The sequence below is a fragment of the Planctomycetota bacterium genome (genome assembly GCA_016125255.1).
Taxonomy (GTDB): domain Bacteria; phylum Planctomycetota; class Phycisphaerae; order Phycisphaerales; family Zrk34; genus RI-421.
On sequence record WGMD01000026.1, the window covers coordinates 129,195 to 147,123 of the forward strand.

15 protein-coding genes are annotated in these 17,929 nt (G+C 63.7%); 5 read left to right on the forward strand and 10 right to left on the reverse strand.

The window, feature by feature from the left end; all coding sequences use genetic code 11:
- The first annotated feature begins 301 nt into the window (after positions 1-301).
- Together GC162_17585 and GC162_17590 are read left to right on the forward strand one after the other, a co-directional pair.
- Positions 302-1,927, forward strand: a complete 1,626-nt coding sequence (locus GC162_17585; protein MBI1370451.1) for a methyltransferase domain-containing protein — start codon at positions 302-304, stop codon at positions 1,925-1,927.
- 777 nt (positions 1,928-2,704) lie between these two features.
- Positions 2,705-3,958, forward strand: a complete 1,254-nt coding sequence (locus GC162_17590; protein ID MBI1370452.1) for a PEP-CTERM sorting domain-containing protein — start codon at positions 2,705-2,707, stop codon at positions 3,956-3,958.
- Here the strand turns inward: GC162_17590 and GC162_17595 are convergent.
- Positions 3,955-7,173: a tetratricopeptide repeat protein gene (locus tag GC162_17595; GenBank protein MBI1370453.1), complete on the reverse strand. Its 3,219-nt coding sequence runs from the start codon at positions 7,171-7,173 to the stop codon at positions 3,955-3,957. The genes GC162_17590 and GC162_17595 overlap by 4 nt on opposite strands.
- A gap of 319 nt (positions 7,174-7,492) precedes the next feature.
- Here GC162_17595 and GC162_17600 point away from each other — a divergent pair, with 319 nt between their 5' ends.
- Positions 7,493-7,765 (forward strand): hypothetical protein, encoded by a 273-nt coding sequence (locus GC162_17600; GenBank protein ID MBI1370454.1) that lies wholly within the window; start codon positions 7,493-7,495, stop codon positions 7,763-7,765.
- A 30-nt stretch (positions 7,766-7,795) separates the two neighbouring features.
- Positions 7,796-8,122, forward strand: a complete 327-nt coding sequence (locus tag GC162_17605; GenBank protein MBI1370455.1) for a tyrosine-type recombinase/integrase — start codon at positions 7,796-7,798, stop codon at positions 8,120-8,122.
- Between the two features lie 251 nt (positions 8,123-8,373).
- Here GC162_17605 and GC162_17610 read toward each other — a convergent pair whose 3' ends face one another.
- The gene (locus GC162_17610) at positions 8,374-9,000 is read right to left on the reverse strand and encodes a superoxide dismutase [Mn] (GenBank protein ID MBI1370456.1); all 627 of its coding nucleotides are present in this window, start codon (positions 8,998-9,000) and stop codon (positions 8,374-8,376) included.
- A gap of 59 nt (positions 9,001-9,059) precedes the next feature.
- Positions 9,060-10,625: a uroporphyrinogen-III C-methyltransferase gene (gene cobA / locus GC162_17615; protein MBI1370457.1), complete on the reverse strand. Its 1,566-nt coding sequence runs from the start codon at positions 10,623-10,625 to the stop codon at positions 9,060-9,062.
- Positions 10,626-10,727: 102 nt separating this feature from the next.
- Between cobA and GC162_17620 the strand changes: the two genes are divergently transcribed.
- Positions 10,728-11,132 carry a hypothetical protein gene (locus GC162_17620; protein ID MBI1370458.1) on the forward strand — a complete coding sequence of 135 codons (405 nt, stop codon included), beginning with the start codon at positions 10,728-10,730 and terminating at the stop codon, positions 11,130-11,132.
- 189 nt (positions 11,133-11,321) lie between these two features.
- Here the strand turns inward: GC162_17620 and GC162_17625 are convergent, their stop codons facing one another.
- The 7 genes from GC162_17625 to GC162_17655 all read right to left on the reverse strand — a co-directional run bounded on the left by GC162_17625 (position 11,322) and on the right by GC162_17655 (position 17,838).
- On the reverse strand, positions 11,322-11,849 hold the full coding sequence (locus tag GC162_17625; protein MBI1370459.1) for an HIT domain-containing protein: 528 nt from the start codon (positions 11,847-11,849) through the stop codon (positions 11,322-11,324).
- Positions 11,850-11,864: 15 nt separating this feature from the next.
- On the reverse strand, positions 11,865-13,046 hold the full coding sequence (locus GC162_17630) for a glycosyltransferase (protein ID MBI1370460.1): 1,182 nt from the start codon (positions 13,044-13,046) through the stop codon (positions 11,865-11,867).
- Between the two features lie 79 nt (positions 13,047-13,125).
- Positions 13,126-14,085, reverse strand: a complete 960-nt coding sequence (locus tag GC162_17635; GenBank protein MBI1370461.1) for an NAD-dependent epimerase/dehydratase family protein — start codon at positions 14,083-14,085, stop codon at positions 13,126-13,128.
- On the reverse strand, positions 14,082-15,188 hold the full coding sequence (gene gmd / locus GC162_17640; protein ID MBI1370462.1) for a GDP-mannose 4,6-dehydratase: 1,107 nt from the start codon (positions 15,186-15,188) through the stop codon (positions 14,082-14,084). Before gmd ends, GC162_17635 begins: the two co-directional genes overlap by 4 nt.
- A 92-nt stretch (positions 15,189-15,280) precedes the next feature.
- Positions 15,281-15,691, reverse strand: coding sequence for a hypothetical protein (locus tag GC162_17645; GenBank protein ID MBI1370463.1), 411 nt, complete (start codon positions 15,689-15,691; stop codon positions 15,281-15,283).
- A gap of 54 nt (positions 15,692-15,745) precedes the next feature.
- Entirely contained in the window at positions 15,746-16,309 is a 564-nt protein-coding gene (locus tag GC162_17650) for a hypothetical protein (GenBank protein MBI1370464.1), read from the reverse strand.
- Positions 16,237-17,838: a hypothetical protein gene (locus GC162_17655; GenBank protein MBI1370465.1), complete on the reverse strand. Its 1,602-nt coding sequence runs from the start codon at positions 17,836-17,838 to the stop codon at positions 16,237-16,239. Before GC162_17655 ends, GC162_17650 begins: the two co-directional genes overlap by 73 nt.
- Between the last annotated feature and the right edge of the window lie 91 nt (positions 17,839-17,929).

Below are 17,929 nucleotides of genomic sequence, written 5' to 3' on the forward strand. Positions count from 1 at the left end.
TTTTCTCGTGTGTCAACCTATTGGACTGTCTGATCGGATGCAAGTAAAAAATTAGCCAATGTTGCGTACCCGATCAATGGCGGCGGGACAGACGTTTGGCGTATTGGTTGATTCCATATCTTTTGGTTTTTGATATGTTTGCATCGATTGATCGGGATCGCGGCTTGCTCCGGCCGCGGGATGAAACACGGCCAATTCTAAAGATTCATCAGATAATTTCTCCCGTCACCAAAGACTGCACTTCGCCTAATTTGCCGATATTAACCCCGGCATTCGTCGGCCCCGGCTGGCGCTTACATGGATGTGGTCACGTGCCCGCCCGGAGCGATCAGGCATGCGATTGGAACGGCTTTTCTACTACGGCGTGGTGTTCCTGAGCGGTGCGGCGGTGCTCGTCGTCGAACTCATCAGCGCCCGGCTTCTGAGCCCTTTTTACGGCACGAGTCTGGCGGTCTGGACCGCGGTCATCAGCGTGACGCTCGCCGATCTGGCGATCGGCTACATCATCGGCGGTTGGCTCGGGGACCGGCTCGTCGCGCATCAGCGCGGTCTGGTCGGTTTGTCGTGCATCCTCGGCGTCGCCGCCACGGGGTGCGGTCTGACGCCGCTGATTGCTCCGTTCATCATGAGCGCGATGCAGCCGCTGGGGCTTGTCAGCGGCGTGCTCGTGTCGGCCGCCGTGCTGCTGTCCGCGCCGCTGATGGCGCTGGGCATGGTCGGGCCGTATGTGATTCGCATCTTCGTGCACCACATTGAGGAAGCCGGGCGCGTCGCAGGACGCATCTTCGCGCTCTCCACCGCCGGCAGCATCCTGGCCGCACTGGCCACGGGCCTGGTGCTGGCGCCGCTGCTGGGCGTGCGCGCCAGTTACATGCTGACCGCCATCGTGCTCGCCATTCTCGCCGTGATTCCCTTGCCCATGGCCCGACGCTCCTTCGCGCCCGTCGCCGCCGCGATCGGGGTGCTTGCCCTCACGATCGCGCCGGGCGTGATGACGCTTCGCCGCCCGCTGCCCGTTACGATCAACGACTTCCGCATCGTGCAAATCGACGATCGCAGCTCTTATGGTCAGATCAAAATCATCGAACATACAACGCCCACGGGTCCGCAGCGATGGCTGCTTTACGACGGCATCTACCAAAGCGGGATCGACCTGGAGCACGGCGGCTCTTCATTGCCATATGTGCATGTCATCGCGGCGGGATTGAGCGTGCTGCCGCCCGATGCGAAGATCGTCGTCATCGGCGCCGGCGGCGGCGTGCTGCCCACGCTCCTTGATCACATGGGTTATCACGTGACGGTCGTCGATATCGATCCGCGCATGGCGCGGATCGCGCGGCAGTGGTTCGACATGCCCGAGTCCGTCGACTCCGTCGTGGCGGATGGGCGTCAGTACATTCAAAGTCTCCCCGCCGAGTCGGTCGATGCGATCGTGCTCGACGCCAGTACGGGCGATAGTCAACCGGTGCACCTGCTCACGCGAGAAGCGTTCGAGGCATGCCGCCGCGCATTGCGGCCAACCGGGTTCCTCACGGTCAATCTGCTGATGTTCACGCAGGGCGAGCGCGGGTTGGCCTACGCGGGGATGATTCAGACGCTCGAAGCCGCCGGATTCGACCCGCAGGCCGTCGGCACAATGAGCCAGGAGGCGTATCGCAACGTGCTCGTCTTTGCGCACCCGGGCACGGCGGCGTGGAACAAGGCGTTCGGTCGTGCGTCGCTGTTGAAGTTGGGTGTGGAACTTGGCGGGATGATTCTGCGCGACTTCTATATCGCGGCGCAGAACCCGATCGAGCCGCGCCCGCTGGAGTTCGTGCCGATCTACACGGATGACTGCTCCGCCCTCGAATACCTCAATCAGGCATTTGGCCACGGCTTACGGCGGAGCGTGATCCAGCAGGTCTCGCCCGCCGTGATTTTTTATTGATGTACTACGATGGGGCGCGTCAGCGGCCCTGCGGGCGCCGCCGGGAACCAGATCGGTACAGTTGTCGGTGTCGCACCCCAAAGTCCAAGACACTGCTGATGCACCCGATTTTCCTGTTGCATCGGCACTTATAAAAACATCACAACGACCCCCTCTGGTGGCACGCCGCTTGCTTTGTGCGTTTCATCCCATCGTTTGTCCTGAAGCGGTGCGGGTGACCAGTTGTGCTTCCCTCCGCGGGAAGTGTGCTGCGGCGAATGGGCTTCCGCTGACAGCATGTCGGGAGTGGCTTGATTCTCCCAGTGTATGGAACTTTGCGCGATGCGGAATGCATCCGACGCAGTGATCGATTTTCCGCCATCCGGCTCGACGGTCTGATTGCGGATTGACATCCGAACGTGCGGCGATGGCCGTGCCGTGTGGGCGCGGGCGAGTCGTCGCGGGCATGCTGGATCATTGCACGAAACACATGGTGCGATTCCCGACATGTCGATTGCATGCATCGCACATCAACGGCGCGCGTCCACGGCGCGCGGCATTGATGTTGATACCTGTTCGGCCCCGACGGGCCGGTCGGGACTTGAATCGAGTTCAAACTTGAGGCGACAGGGCCCATGCCCGCCGCCTGAGGTTGAATCGTGATTGGACGGACTGCGCCGTAACGGAGCCGTGTGCTCCCGGCCGGCGCGACAAGCATCGCCGGACTCGTGCTCGACGCCGTGCTGCGAACATCTTCGCACTCCGCTTCGGGCCCGATGAAGCCGAGTCAATGCAAACATGGATCGGCGCGCGAAGCCCAAACAAGCGCGTCGATTCCATGTGACGTTCGCGACGCCCCGCGGCGCCGCGCGAAAACTGGTCAACCGTGCTGCGTTCAGGAGACTCCTCCATGAATTGACAAGCCAGGTGCCGACTCGCGGTTGTCTCTTGTCCTGTGTGGGGGCATGGAGGTCAATGTCGCGTTGCAGTCGTATACAACCGCATCGAATTCACAAGGAGATATCGATGTTGAAGATGGGTTCAATCGTGACGGCGCTGTTCGTCGTCGGGGTCACGGGATGGTTCAGTAGTGCTCGCGCCGCCACGGTCGACGGGCAGGTCACCGCTTCGGACGGATACACCGAAGTCTTCAGCGTGACGTGGACCATTTCGGGCATGATGGGGGAAAACCTGGGAACCATCGTCGGCGGAACGCTCTGGCAGCAGCGCAACGCCGACGGCAAGCTCACCAACTTCGCCATCCGTCTGCCCAAGGGCTACGTCGACAACAGCTACGGCGTGAACACCGTCGGCACCTACGGCGGCATGGGCGGCGGGACGCATACCTTTGATGACCTGCTCGGGTCCGACCATGTCGTCTTCGACATCGTCGATATGAACGACAACGTCGTGCTGGAGTTCACCGCCGACTACATCGCCGCGATTCTCAACAGCGCTTCCAGCGGTATGGACGGCATGGATGGCATGGACGGCATGGGCGGAACGACGACGGCCGATGCGTACAAGTCCGCCGGCGTTCTGAACAATGGTGAAGACCATCCCACCGGCGGCGTGATCGACGACAAGGCCGACGGCGACAAGGTCGCGGCGACAAGCACGCTGGCCATGCAGGTGCCGCTGGTGGCGTCGTCGCTGGAGCACAATCTGGCGGTGTACGGATTTAACGCGGGCGGACTCGATCTGCTTCAGGACTCGCCGCCCGTGCTCGTGGACATCAACAATGAGCCGATTCTCGACGCCTTCGGCAACTACCAGATCGACGGCGACGCGGCGACCAAAGCGTTCTGGGCGAACTGGGAATTCGCGGTGATTTACGAAGTGCAGATCGATCCGAGCAAGTTCACCGGCGGGATGCCCATCAACGCGCTGCCCGTCGACAGCCATGCTTCACCGGCCAAGACCGAGGGCTCATTGACGGATCCGATTCCCACGCCGATTCCGACGACCGTGCCTGAGCCGACGTCACTTGCGCTGCTGGGCCTGTCCGCATGGGCGCTGCCGCGGCGTCGTCGCGCCCGCCGCGCCGCTTAAGGCGCGGTCGCCTTCGAGCGTTCATAGCGGGCGATCCGCGCATGAAGCTCGGCGGCAAGTTCCGATTGTCCTGAACCGCGGGCCAGATCGTACGCCCGGAGCGCCACCCGGAGCGCCGCGTCGATCTGGCCCGCGGCTTCATGCGCCTCCGCCAGCGTGTCCAGGTACGCCGCATTGCGCTGACCCGTCAGTTCGCACGCACGCTCGGCCATCGTGACCGCCTCCGCCGGCGTCCCCAACTCCGGCTTGCCGGCCGTCGCGAGGATCCAGGCAAGATTGTTCAATGCCTGATCGAGCGTCTTGTCCAGCGCGATCGCCCGACGGTAATGGCGCACCGCCTCGTCGACCCGCCCGAGCTTCGCGAGCAGTTTCGCCAGATTGTGATGCGCCAGCACGTGATCGGGCTCGATGCGCAGCACCTGCGCGTATTCCGCCGCCGCCTGTTCGTTCGCCCCGGCGTCGCGCAGCAGCGAGGCGAGATTGAAGTGATCGATCGCGCTATCGGTCAGCACCTTGACGATCTGCGCATTGAACGCGATCGCCTCGCGCATGCGTCCCGCCTCGACCATCTTGGTCGTCGCCTGCCGAAGCCGCGCAACCGCCACCATGATCCACGGATCATGCGGATTGAGCGCCGCCGCCTGCCGGAGCATGTCCATCGCCCGGTCAAGCTGATTCCGCTCAAAGGCGAGCGTCACGCCGTGCGTGAGTATCCGCGCCTCGATGTACCGGCGACTCCGGGCCTTGATCTCCGCCAGCTTCGCCTCCCCGGCTTGATCGTCCGTCAGAAACGCCATGTCCGTCGTCCGGGCGTCGAGCAGCGCGTGGACCAGGTCGCGCGGATCCTTCCGTGTGAACTCCGTGCGCGGCGCGGAGAACTCCAGCAGCGCATTGTCATCGGTATGCATCGGCGCCTCGCCGGCGAAACGCATCGCCCCGTCGCGCTCGGTGACCAGGTTGCCGAGCAGGTCGGCCACGGACTCGATATGCAGGATCTTCATGTCGGCCGCGAGCCGAGGATCGGCGATCCGTCCGGCGAGCAGGGATTCGTCGACGCGCATCGGTCCGCGCGAACCGACGAGCATGAACTCCGTGAACCCGGTCGCGGACCAGATTGTCATGTCGTCGAATGTTCGGCCAAAGGACTGCACGACCGAACGGAACACGTCCTTGTCCACCGACGACGCCTTGAGCCAGACGCACATCATGCCCCGATCGTTGAGTCGGTCGTAGCAGTTCTGGAAGAACTCGCGTGTGAACAGGTCCGCCACGCCGGCCGTCGCCGGGTCCGACGGCTGGGAAATGATGATGTCGTACTTTCGGTCGGTGAGCGAAAGGTAATTGCGCCCGTCCGTGATGATCAGCCGCAGGCGCGGATCGTCGAGCACATGGCGATTGACGTCTTCAAAGAGCCGCGTGGCGTCGATGACGGACTCGGAAAGCTCGACGCAGTCGAGCGAGCGGACATCGTGTCGCGCCGCGGCGTCGAGCGTCACGCCGCTGGCGAGACCGATCTCCAGCACGTCGCGCGGATCGGGATGGAGCAGCAGCGGGATATGCGCCAGCAGCCGCTGCTGCGCCTCGCCGCCGCGCGATTTGGCTTCGACCCGCCCGTTCGTCAGAAGCGACAGCACGCCCGAAGCGTCGCGATTGACGGCCACCGTCGACGTCAGCCCCTCGTGATAGAAGATCGTCTGCTCCGATGAAACGATCTTCTGCAGCGCCGCATGCGACCGGGCCGCGTTGGCGTCGAGCCACACCGCCTGTACGAACGGCCCGAAGCTCATCTTCGCCGCATCCCACCGCGGAATGACCGTCATCGCGAGCAAAAATCCCGCCGCCGTCAGACCGCTGACCATCAGGCGCCGACGGGCCGCCGCAGCGGACGATGCGAGCAGGTAAGCACAACCGATGAGCACGCTCAGCGACACGGCGGCAAAGATCGTGTACTGGATGCCCAGCCAGGGAATGAGCATGAATCCGCCCAGAAACGAGCCGATGATCGTGCCGATCGTATTGGATCCATAGACCGCGCCGACGGAGCGGCCGACAGCGTTGGACCACTGAGCGTAGGTCCGCGTCACCAATGGAAACGCCGCGCCCATCAGCAGCGTCGGCGCCAGCATCACGCTCAGCACCAGACCCCACTCCGCCGCCTGAAGCACCCAGAACGAGCGGCCCAGCTCCGAGATCATCCCCGTCACGAAAAACGGCAACGTCCCCAGCAGCGGCACGACCAGCAGACTCGTCCCGCCGATCGCCATCTGGATCGCCGCCAGCACCCGCATCGGATGACGCACACGATCCACGAAACGCGCGCAGATCATCGACCCCAGCGCCAGCCCGAGCACGAAGGCCATCAGAATCAGACTGAACCCGTACACGCTCGAGCCGATCATCAGCGTCAGCACGCGTGTCCACGCCACCTCGTACAACATCGCCGCCAGCCCGGACAGCGCATACCCGATGAGCAGCACGGTGACGGCGCGCCGGCTCAGTCGATCGGCGGCGTCGGTCGTTGAAGCGCTGCCGGCCTCCAGTTCATCCGCCGGCGGCGGTTCGTCGACGGCGCCGAGGCGGGCGTGCATAAACAGGCCCGCGGCACAGATGAGCAGGTTCACAGCGGCGGCGACGCAGATCGTTCGCCAGAGTCCGACGGCGGGGATAAGCCACATGCCCGCCAGCGCCGTGCCGACCACCGCGCCGAGCGTGTTGAACGCATAAAGTCGTCCTGCGGATCGGCCGGTCTGATCGACGGAGCGGACGAACCAGCGTGTGAGCACGGGCAGTGTGGCGCCCATCATCGTGGCGGGCACGATCAGGATCGCCGTGCAAAGCAGGAAGCGCACGATCGTCAATCCGGTCTGCGAGCCGTAGGTCACGGCGTACGCGGCGCGGTAGATGGGACCGACGGCGTGAATGAGCCAGGGCAGCATCAGACAATAGATGCCGACGACGCCTTCGATGAGGGCGAAGACGCGCAGCGGGTCACGCCGACGATCGATGATGCGTCCGCCGAGGTAGCTGCCCGCCGCCAGCCCGGCCATGAAGACGCACAGAACCGTGGCGATCGAGTACGTCGTGTTACCCATCACCAGTCGCAGCAGCCGGGTCCATGCCACTTCGTGCATGAGTCCCGCCGCACCGGACAGCAAAAACACCGCCAGCACCGCGCGCCGCGTCCAGGTCATCCGATAATCATTCCGTTCCGACATGACATCGCCCACAACAGTCCCATACGGATCTCAACTCTCGTCGGGTTCACATCATATCATCGAACCACAATTCGCCCCCCATAAGCGCCTGAAATGATTTGGATTGATATCAATGCACGATACCCTGGCCCCGAAATGGTTCAATGAATATGAAAATGTCCGGATCGCGCGATGGCACCAGACGCGAGCGCTCTACGTCGCCGTCAACGCTTTAATGAAGCCTCGTCGGTGATGACGAGGAAAGGCGGACAGCGGCAAGGACATTGAAGTCTTCAGCGCGGAAGATCTGGCGGCGATCTATGACGATCCCGAACCGGGGATGGCTGACACCTGGCGTCTGCTGACGCAGACGTGCCTGCGGGTGGGCGAGTTCATCTGGCTCCGCAAGGAGGATGTCATCCATGATCCTGCCGGCAGGGCTATGGCGCTGAACATCTGCAAGAAGGTCTGCCCGTTCACGCAGCAGTTCTGGCAACCCAAGCACGGCCGCGAACGGATCGTTCCGATCACTGGCGAAGCGGCGGCCATCGTGATGCGGGCACTGGCGACGTCCCGCGGACCGTGGCTCTTCGAGCCGGCCGATTCCCCGTAGTCCGGTTCGGCTCAATGGACGTACGGCCGACTGCTGCGTCGGCTTCATGTGCGGCTCGACGCCGCTGGCATCGCCCGGACGGGACCGCATCGGTTCCGCCACACCGGCGCGACGCTTCTGGCCAACGATGCGAACATCCCCATCGCCCAGCTCAAGGAGTTCCTCGGTCACAAGGACCTGAAGATCACCCAGCGCTATCTGCATCCGCGCCCCGAGCATATTCAGCAGACCATCAGCCGCGTCGACTTCACCCGTCTCACCCGGAACAACCCCCTGCCCCCGGAAACCCCGGAAACCCCGGAAACCCCGCAAGCCCCGGAGCCCCCGGAAGCGATGAAGGCAGGAGCGGCGTCATGAGTCCGCAGCAGTGCATCATTGATGCAGCTCACCGACGCAGGCGCCTCGGCGTCTTGCACCCCCCGTTCGCTTCACCACGGAGCACCCCACAAAACAGTCAACTTCCAGACAACCTGGAAATTCACACTGGCGGCCTCGCAGCATAACCTTGCGCTCGAAAGGAGCTTGCAAATGTGTCACGCAGATGAAAGTAAAAAGCCCACGGCTTCAAACCGTGGGCTTCGTGGTTTTGAACTTTCACTTCCGGGGGTTCAGCCCTTGGCTTTCTTGTAGTTTTCCGCGACCTGCTCCCAGTTGACGACGTTCCAGAACGCGGCGATGTAGTCGGGGCGGCGATTCTGGTAGTTGAGGTAGTAGGCGTGCTCCCAGACGTCCAGGCCGAGGATGGGCTTGCCTTCGCAGCCGGCGACGGCGGCGCCCATGCGCGGATTGTCCTGATTGGCGGTCGAGCAGACGGCGAGCTTGCCATCCTTGACGACGAGCCACGCCCAACCGGACCCGAAGCGCGTCGCGGCGGCGTTGGCGAACGCCTCCTTGAACTTCTCGAAGCCGCCCAGTTCCGTGTCGATCGCCTTGGCCAGGTCGCCGGTCGGTTGACTGCCGCCGCCCTTTTTCATGACCTTCCAGAACAGCGAATGATTGGCATGCCCGCCGCCGTTGTTGCGCACCGCGCCGCGCTTGGCTTCGGGAATCTTTGACAGATCGCTGATCAGCTCATTGATGCAGTCGGGCACGGTCATGCCCTCCAGCGCCTTGTTGACGTTGTTGACGTAGGCGGCATGGTGCTTGTCGTGGTGAATCTCCATGGTGCGCGCATCAATATGCGGCTCCAGCGCGTCCTTGGGATACGGAAGATCGGGTAGTGTGTATGCCATGATCGAACTCCTTTGTTGATAAAGGGAATGTTTACTCACCCTAAGTGAGTCCGGTAAAGCGGTCAAGTTGCGGCGGCGACGATGGCGGCGATCAGGCCGTCGATGTTGTACGTCGTCGCTTCGATGTGCACATCAAGCCCGAGGTTACGTGCGGTCTGCGAAGTGATCGGGCCGATGCTTGCAATTTTTACAAATTCGAGAATTTCACGATCTTTCCCGAGTAATTCCACGAAGTTGCTTGCGGTCGAGCTGCTGGTGAACGTCACGTAGTCGACTTTCTTTTCGCGCAGCGCTTCGATCACCTCGTCCGGCAGCGCCGCGGACGTCTTCGTTTCGTAGATCGACACATCATCGACGCTCGCCCCCGCATCGGCGAGCTTCTGCGCCAGCACCGGCCGCGCGATGTCCGCCCGCAACATCAGGATGCGCTCCCCGGCGACCGGGCCCTGCGCGATCAGGTCGGCGGCGAGCGACTCGGCGACGAACTGGGTCGGCACCAGGTCCGGGCGAAGTCCCATCGCGCGCATCGCGGCGGCGGTGGCGTCGCCGATGACGGCGATCTTCACGCCCGCCAGATGCCGCGCATCGAGGGTCAGATGATCGAGCCGCTCGCGCAGCGCCGCCACGCCGTTGACGCTCGTGAGAATCAGCCAGTCATAGTCGTTGAGATGACGAATGACGCTGTCGATCGGCGACCAATCAGCGGGGGGCACGATCTCGATCGTCGGTGCTTCGAGCACGCCGGCGCCGAGGGCTTCGAGCTTCATGCGCAGCTCCGACGCCTGATGACGCGTGCGCGTGATGAGCACGGTTTTGCCGAAAAGCGGGCGCTGCTCGAACCATCGCAATGCGCCATCGGGGTCGACCGCGACGACGGGGCCGATGATGATGATCGCCGGGGCGCCAAGGCCCGCCGCTTCGACTTCGGCGGCGAGTTGGTCGAGTGTGGTGCGAAGCGAGCGCTGATGCGGATGCGTGCCCCATTGGACGACGCCGGCGGGCGTCTGAGGTGACACGCCCCGGCTCGTCAACGCATCGACGATGATGCCGAGCCGGCCCATGCCCATGTAAAAGCACAGCGTCCCGCCGGTCTGCGCGAGTTTCGCCAAGCCGTCATAGTCGATCTGCGTTTCGGGCTTGGTGGGGTCTTCGTGACCGGTGATGAACGTCACGGTCGTGGCGACCTGTCGATGGGTCACGGGGATCCCGGCGTAGGCGGGGCCGGCCATGGCGGCGGTGATGCCCGGCACCATCTCGACGCGCACGCCGCGCTCGTAGAGATACATCGCCTCCTCCGACCCGCGTCCGAACACGTAGGGGTCGCCCCCCTTGAGCCGCACGACGGTCTTGCCGGCGAGGGCCTTCGCAGCGAGCAGGGCGTTGGTCTCGTCCTGCGTGAGCTTATGGGACTTGGCCCGCTTGCCTGCGTCGATGAACTCGACATCCGGCCGGGCCTGCGCGAGGAGCACGGGATTGGCCAGTGCATCAAAAACGATGACATCCGCCGTGCGGATCAACTCGGCGGCCCGGACGGTCAATAACCCCGGATCGCCCGGGCCGGCGCCGACGAGGTAGACGATGCCGCGGTTTTGGGCAGGTGATTTCGATGGGTGGGACGGTTGACTCATTATTTTTCGCGCCGGGTGTTAAGGCAGGTTAACTGTGCCGGTTGTTCGGTCGATGGTGACTGTGAGACCGGAGCACACCGCTCCGTCAGGTGAGGCATCCATATGGTAAACGCTACCGAAAAACTTGCCATCGTGCCTGATCGTGATTCGGATGTTCCCGAGCCGACCGTCTATCGGTTCGACCGCCGCCGCGATTTGCGTCATGACCTTGGCGGCTGCGTGACCGCGCTTCGCCGGGATCATGAAGTCAACGCCTACCGCCATCCCGTCTGCTCGCTGCGCCTGCGCAACATGTCCGAAGGCGGACTCGGCGTCATCAGCGATGTGCCGCTGGGGTCCGAAGAGCGCATCGCCGTCTACTTTCAGCCGCACGGCTCCGACACCGGGTTCGAAATGTTCGGCCACGTCGTCCGCTGCCTGCCCGTCCGCACCGAAGACGCCAACGAATCCCCCCTCGCCACCGGCTACGAGATCGGCATCCGCTTCGATCCCCCCGCCGCGGCCTGACACAGACCTGCCCGTTCAAGAAAGTCGGGAGAAGATGAACGACGGCCGAAAGGCCGTCGTTTTTATTGGCGCGGATATCCGATGGACGGTTAGATGCACATCTTGGGTGCGAATCGTGATTGTTTAGCCGCGACCCGCAGGGGAGCGCGACCGGAAGCGCTCCCCTGCGGGTCGCGGCTAAACGGGGACCTACACCAAATCAAGCACCTTCGGCAGGACCGCCTTCATTTCCTCGTAGGATTCCTCCAGCGCCTGGGGGCTGACGCGGACGCCGGCGATGACGTTCATGAAGTTGGTGTCGCCGCCCCAGCGGGGGACGAGATGCACATGCAGATGACCGGGGAGGCCGGCGCCGGCGCAGCGGCCGATGTTGACGCCGATGTTCACGCCCTGCGGGTTGAACGTCGTCGCAATCACGCGCTCGGCGAGGACGGTCAGGTCCATCAGGGCGTGACGATCGGCGGCGGACAGGTCGGGCAGGTCGGCGATGTGGGCGTTGGGCGCGACGAGGAGGTGGCCGTTCGTGTAGGGGTAGCGGTTGAGGATGATGAACCCGGCTTCGGCGCGGTGGAGGACGAGCAGTTCGGCATCGCGGTCCGTCGCCGTCTGCGCTTCGCAGAGGAAGCAGCGGGGGGCATCGGAGATGTCGGGCTCAGCGGAGCCGAGGCCCTTGATGTAGTTGATGCGCCACGGCGCCCAGATGTTTGGCCATTCCATGAGCGACAGAATACGTCAACCGACGACGCTTTCCAACAGCCCCTCAAACTGCTCGCAGCAGACCTGATGTTCGTAGCTCTGCTCGAAGGCGGCGCGGGCGTTGCGGCCAAGTTGTTCGCACTCGGCGGGGTTGTCGGCGAGGCGGCGAAGTGCGGCGACGAGACCGGCGCTGTCATCGCCTTTGAGCACGAAGCCGGACTCGGCGGCGCGGAGGTCCAGGGCGGTGTCAGCGTCGGCGGGGCCGAGGAAGATCGCGGCGCGTCCGGCGGCCATGATGCCGTAAAGCTTGCTCGGTACGGCGGTGCCGGTCATGCCATTGCGCAGCGTCACCAGATGCACATCCGCCGCACCGAGCGTTTCGCTCAGCCCGTCGCGCGGCTGATACGGGAGCTTGAGGCACGGCTCGGTGATCTCCTCAAGCCGGCGACCGGACCCGATGAACACGAAGGCGAATCGCGGATCGTTCGCCAGTTCGCGCATCGCGGCGCGGACGGCGTCGAAGGTATGGATCAGGCCGGCGTTGCCGGAGTACATGACGACGAATTTGCCGTCGAGTTTCTGATCACGGCGCAGGGGCGAGGCGGCGGCGTCGATGACGCGAATCTGATCGGCCCGGCTCCACGGCGGAATCACCACGATGCGCTCGCGCTCCACGCCTTTTTCCGCGAGCCGATCCTTCATCGCCTCGCCGAGCGCGACGGTGGCGTCGGCCCGGCGGAAGTGCAAGGCGTTGAGGAAATGCAGGAAGCGCCAGGCAGGATGCTTTCGGCTCCAGATGCCCAATTCGAATTCGACATCGGGGTGCAGGTCCATCGCCCAGCAAATATGTTTCGTCCGCACGAACGTCGCGTAGAGTCCGATCAGCGGCGGCGTCGTCAGCGTGACGATCGCATCGAAGCGATCGCCGTGCGCGAGCATCCATCCGCCGCACAATAGATGAAACGCGGCATAGTCCACAATGCGCCCGAGCATATTCGACTTGCCGAAGCCGGGGGCGGAAAGGCGATGCACATGCACCCCGTTGAGCGTTTCCTCGCGCGGCGTCGGGCGGGCGGTGCCGTCGTCATATTTGCCCCGACTGCACAGCACATGCACTTCATGCCCGTGCGACGCCAGATGCTCGGCGAGGTCCGCGAGAATCTGAGCCGTGGCGGCGAAGTCGGGGGCGTAGAACTGATTGACGAAAAGGAGTTTCATGGTGAGAGGGGGAAGGGGGTTGGGGGAAGGGGGAAGGGGGTGCTTTCCCCCAACCCCTTTCCCCCATCCCCTCTCCCCATTATCCGTATCGCACTTCGCGCACGCTGTCCTGCTGTTTGTACCATTCGATCGTGCGCTTCAGGCCTTCTTCAAATCCGACCTGCGCCCGCCAGTCGAGCATCCTTTCCGCGCGGCTCGTGTCGAGACAGCGCCGCGGCTGGCCATCGGGCTTGGTGGCGTCCCATTCGATGCGCCCCCGGAAGTCACACAGACGCGCGATGAGTTCCACGAGGTTTTTGATTGTGATCTCCTGACCCGTGCCGAGATTGATCGGCGTGGGGTCCTCCATTTTTTCCGCCGCGACGAGAATGCCCTCCGCCGCATCATCGACGTAGAGAAATTCGCGCGAAGCGCTGCCGGTGCCCCAGCAGGTGATCGCTTCATCGCCGCGCTCGGCGGCGTCGACGCACTTGCGGATCAATGCGGGGATGACATGGCTCGTATGCAGATCGAAGTTGTCCGCCGGGCCATACAGATTGACCGGCACGACGACGACCCCCGGAAACTGATACTCGCGGTGATAGCCGTCGAGCATGACGAACAGCGACTTTTTAGCGATGCCGTACGGGGCGTTCGTCTCTTCGGGATACCCGTTCCAAAGCTCTTCCTCGCGGAAGGGGACGGGCGTGAATTTCGGATAGGCGCAGACGGTGCCGGTCTGCACGAACTTGCGAAGTCCGCGCCGGCGGCCATGCTCGATGAGGTGCAGGCCCATCGCCATGTTCGCATAGAAAAAGCGCCCCGGATGATCGCGATTCGCCCCGATGCCGCCGACTTCCGCGGCGAGGTGAATCACCACGTCCGGCGAAAGATCGTCGTACATCCGCGCGACGTCCGCTTCCTCCGTCAGGTCGTAGTCGCAGCGGCGGGGCACATCAATGCGGGTGCATCCGCGCTGGCGCAGCTTTTCGCAGACGACCCGGCCGACGAAGCCGGCGCCCCCGGTGACGGTGACACGCAGATTGCTCCAGGGGATCATGACTGGTCGTGTCCGAAGGTGGCGGGAAGAACGTGACCGGCGTCGCGCAGCGTCCGCTCGCGCGCCGCAAGCTCCATGTCGGCGTCGACCATCATGCGCACCAGCTCATCGAAACTCACTTTGGGTTTCCATCCGAGCTTCGCCTTCGCCTTCGTCGCGTCGCCGAGCAGGAGGTCCACTTCGGTCGGCCGCATGTAGCGCGGGTCCTGTTGCACGAAATCCTTGTAATCGAGGTCGACCGCGCCGAAGGCCTTTTCGAGGAACTCGCGGACGGCGTGCGTCTCGCCGGTGGCGGCGACGTAGTCGTCGGGCGTGTCCTGCTGAAGCATGAGCCACATCATCTCGACATAGTCCCCGGCGAATCCCCAGTCGCGCTTGGCGTCGATGTTGCCCAGATAGAGTTTGTCCTGAAGCCCATGTTTGATGCGTCCGACGGCGCGCGTGATCTTGCGCGTGACGAACGTCTCGCCGCGGCGGGGGGATTCGTGGTTAAAGAGAATCCCATTGCTGGCGTGCATGCCGTAACCTTCGCGGTAGTTGACGGTGATCCAGTACGCGTGCACCTTCGCCGCCGCATACGGGCTGCGCGGATAGAAGGGCGTGGTCTCCTTCTGCGGCGTCTCGATCACCTTGCCGTACATCTCGCTGCTGGACGCCTGATAGAAACGCACGGTCTTGCCGGTGTCGTCCTGATATTCGCGAATCGCTTCGAGGATGCGGACGGTGCCCATCGCCACGATGTCGCCGGTGTAGATGGGTGCGTCGAAGCTGACGCGGACGTGGCTTTGAGCGCCGAGGTTGTACACCTCGTCCGGCTGCGTCATGTCCAGCACGCGGCGGAGTCCGTTGCCGTCGGACAGATCGCCATAGTGCAGGCGAAGCTTGACGTCGGGCAGATGCGGATCGCGATACAGATGATCGATACGGTCGGTGTTGAAGCTGCTGGAGCGGCGGATCAGGCCATGCACGGTGTACCCCTTGCGGAGTAGAAGCTCCGCGAGGTAGGACCCGTCCTGCCCGGTGATGCCGGTGATGAGTGCGGTTTTATTGGTCGCGGACACGGAACCCTCCCAATCGGTCAAAGCGTGAATAAGGGTTCCCATTGTATCGGACGATCCGCCCGCAGGCATCAGCGGAGGGCACGCCGCATGTTGATTTCCCGTTCAGCGGCGGGATATTGCTCCGCGCGGCATTGCTACCCGCCGCGGCGATTCTTGTACGTCATCACCAGGTCCGCCGCCGCCGCTTCGTCCCATGTGACCGGTCGATTCTCCTCCTTCGCAGCGATCATCGTGTCCACCGTCGTTTCGATGTCGCCGCGGGCCAGGTGATGAATCTGCAGATCATGCAACGTTACCTCCAGCCCGGCCTTTTGCGACCGGATGTAGACGTACACGACCTTTCGCACAGGCACTTTCATCATGCGCATGGCCGCCAATTGATTGATAGGAACGCGCACGCCCGCCATCTGCGCCATCGCGATCGCGGGGATGACCGGAAGGTAGAACCACGCGAAAGCCAACGCGAGGACGATGAATATCCACGCACCCGCCGGGATCTGAAACGCGGCAATGGCGGCTTCCAGTGCCTTCAATTGCATGGGCATATCCTCAACATATAACCCGAAGCGATGGCGTGGCCCCGCCGCTAAGCAAATGCATCACGCCCGCTGCACGCGCACTTCGATGCCGTTGACCGCCGTGACTTTGACGCGTGTGCCGCGCTCCAGTGTGCCGCCGACGCTCATGCATTCGACCCGCTGCCCGTCGATCTGGCACATCCCCACCGGCCGAAGGTCCGATACCACTTCGCCTTCCTTGCCGACGAGCCCCTGCGGGTCCGCGTCGCGCGTCTTGTCATATTGGACCGTGTGCATCGCCGGGGCGTGCTCCGCCCGCAGGATCAGCAATCGCCCGACCGGCGTGTTGGGAAACACCTTCAGCGCCACATTGATCGCCGCCGGCACCGCGATCAGCGACGCCAGCAGCCCCACCATCCCCAGCGTCGCATCAATCCTGAACAGGCACACCACCGCCGCGATCAGCGACGCCAGCGACAAAAGCCCCAGCACGCCGTGGCTCGGCACGAACAGTTCGATCACGAACAACGCGATCGCCGCCATAATCAGTAAGCCCGCCCATGCACCCATGTTCACGCCTCCTCGACCACGATGTAGTTGCCGCTCACCTGCGTGATCCGCACCGTCTTGCCCGGCTCGATCCATCGGCCCGTGCACACCACGTCCACGAGTCGCCCGTCGAATTCCGCGCGACCGACCGGCTTGAGCTGCATCACCACGCGACCCGTCTGGCCCACTTGGACCTCCGGCGGGCGCGGCGTCGACGGCGAAGCGCTCCCGCTGGCCGCGCCCGGCGTCACGCCGGCCGTGAGCACCAGCCGGTTGGCGATCGGAATCCGCCCGAAATGCTTGGTCACGAAATAAAACCCCACCGCCGTCACCGCCATCGCCGCGACGATCGACAGCAGCCCCGTCTCGAGCATCGCCCACGTCCCCGGCAGCGTCGGGATCACGCCCGGCCCCGGCTCGCTCTGCACGAACGTCATCAGCAGCCCGATGAACATCAGCGCCAGTCCCGTAAAGCCCGTCACGCCGAATCCCGGAATCAAAAACAGTTCGATCATCAATAGCACGAACCCGATGGCGATGAGCACCAGGTCGATGACGTTGGCGAGTCCCGTCAGAAACGGCGCGCCGAACAGCACCGCCGCCGCGACGAGCGCGACCGCGCCCGGCAGCCCCACGCCCGGCGACTGCATCTCGACATACAGCCCCATCAGCATGATCACCACCAGCAGCACGCGCAGAACCGGATTCGTCAAAAGCGTCACCAAGTCTTCCGACCAGTTGGTTTCCTGACGCTCGATATCCGCCGTCGTCCCGCCCAGATACGCCGCAAGCTCTTCGTCCGTGTCGATCTGCTTTTTGGCGAATCCGTATTCGATCGCTTCCGCGCCGAGCATGGTCAAAAGGTGATCCTTGTCGAGCACCTTCTTGTCGATCTTCCATCCCTGATCCGCCGCCGGCGCCGGTGCGGCTTCCTTTGCCGCTTCCTCGGTCGGCTTCGTGTCGTCCGTCGACGTCTTCTCCTTCGTCTCGCCGGTGGGCGCGGTCAGATCGTAGAGGTGCAGGTCGTTGGCGGTGACGAATTTCGATTCGCCTTTCGCTTCGTTGGAGATGCGATACACCGCCGGGCCGAGCGTCACCATCGCCTCCGCCAGCGGCAGGGGGTACCCGTTGGCCGAGGCACTATCGCGGAACTCGGCGAGAATGTAGCTGTCGATCTTGGCGCGTTCGGTTTCGCCCAGACTCTGCATCCCCTGCGGTCCGACCATGATCGCCGCGCAGTCGCCGATCTTCGACCGGGCCGAGACGACAATCTCGTTGCACGCCAGCGAAATGAGCGAGCCGGCGGAGATGGCTTCGTGGTTGACCCATGCGACCGTGCGGATGTCTTTGAGATGCTTGAGGCGGGTCGAGATGTCGATGGCGCTGGAGACGAGGCCGCCGGGCGTTTGAATGTCGAGCACGATGGCCTTGGCGTTCTGGTTTTGGGCCAGCGTGATGCATCGCTCCAGGAAGTCGCGGGTCAGGTCGTTGATCTCGCCGTGGATGGGGACGATGACGATGGCGCGGCGGTCGGGCGTCGAGGCGGTTCGTTCCTGTGCCCCGGACCCCGATCCGATCGCCATCGCCGCCAGCAGCGCGAGCAGGATGAATCGGCGTGCGAACATGATGCGTCATTATATCGAAATGAACGCCTCGGGCGGACGCGGCGGGGGCGGGGTCGGGCGTTTGTGCCGCGCCGGCCGCTTGTCTTGCCGA

Excerpts from the sequence above, each read along its gene's own strand:
- GC162_17650 (MBI1370464.1), bottom strand. The coding sequence starts at position 16,309 with ATGGATCGAGCCGGGCAAGACGGTGCGGATCACGCAGGTGAGCGGCAA.
- GC162_17600 (MBI1370454.1), top strand. The coding sequence starts at position 7,493 with ATGGCTGACACCTGGCGTCTGCTGACGCAGACGTGCCTGCGGGTGGGC.
- GC162_17645 (MBI1370463.1), bottom strand. The coding sequence starts at position 15,691 with ATGCCCATGCAATTGAAGGCACTGGAAGCCGCCATTGCCGCGTTTCAG.
- GC162_17630 (MBI1370460.1), bottom strand. The coding sequence starts at position 13,046 with ATGAAACTCCTTTTCGTCAATCAGTTCTACGCCCCCGACTTCGCCGCC.
- GC162_17655 (MBI1370465.1), bottom strand. The coding sequence starts at position 17,838 with ATGTTCGCACGCCGATTCATCCTGCTCGCGCTGCTGGCGGCGATGGCG.
- GC162_17590 (MBI1370452.1), top strand. The coding sequence starts at position 2,705 with ATGGATCGGCGCGCGAAGCCCAAACAAGCGCGTCGATTCCATGTGACG.
- GC162_17585 (MBI1370451.1), top strand. The coding sequence starts at position 302 with ATGTGGTCACGTGCCCGCCCGGAGCGATCAGGCATGCGATTGGAACGG.
- GC162_17595 (MBI1370453.1), bottom strand. The coding sequence starts at position 7,173 with ATGTCGGAACGGAATGATTATCGGATGACCTGGACGCGGCGCGCGGTG.
- gmd (MBI1370462.1), bottom strand. The coding sequence starts at position 15,188 with ATGGGAACCCTTATTCACGCTTTGACCGATTGGGAGGGTTCCGTGTCC.
- GC162_17625 (MBI1370459.1), bottom strand. The coding sequence starts at position 11,849 with ATGGAATGGCCAAACATCTGGGCGCCGTGGCGCATCAACTACATCAAG.
- cobA (MBI1370457.1), bottom strand. The coding sequence starts at position 10,625 with ATGAGTCAACCGTCCCACCCATCGAAATCACCTGCCCAAAACCGCGGC.
- GC162_17635 (MBI1370461.1), bottom strand. The coding sequence starts at position 14,085 with ATGATCCCCTGGAGCAATCTGCGTGTCACCGTCACCGGGGGCGCCGGC.
- GC162_17620 (MBI1370458.1), top strand. The coding sequence starts at position 10,728 with ATGGTAAACGCTACCGAAAAACTTGCCATCGTGCCTGATCGTGATTCG.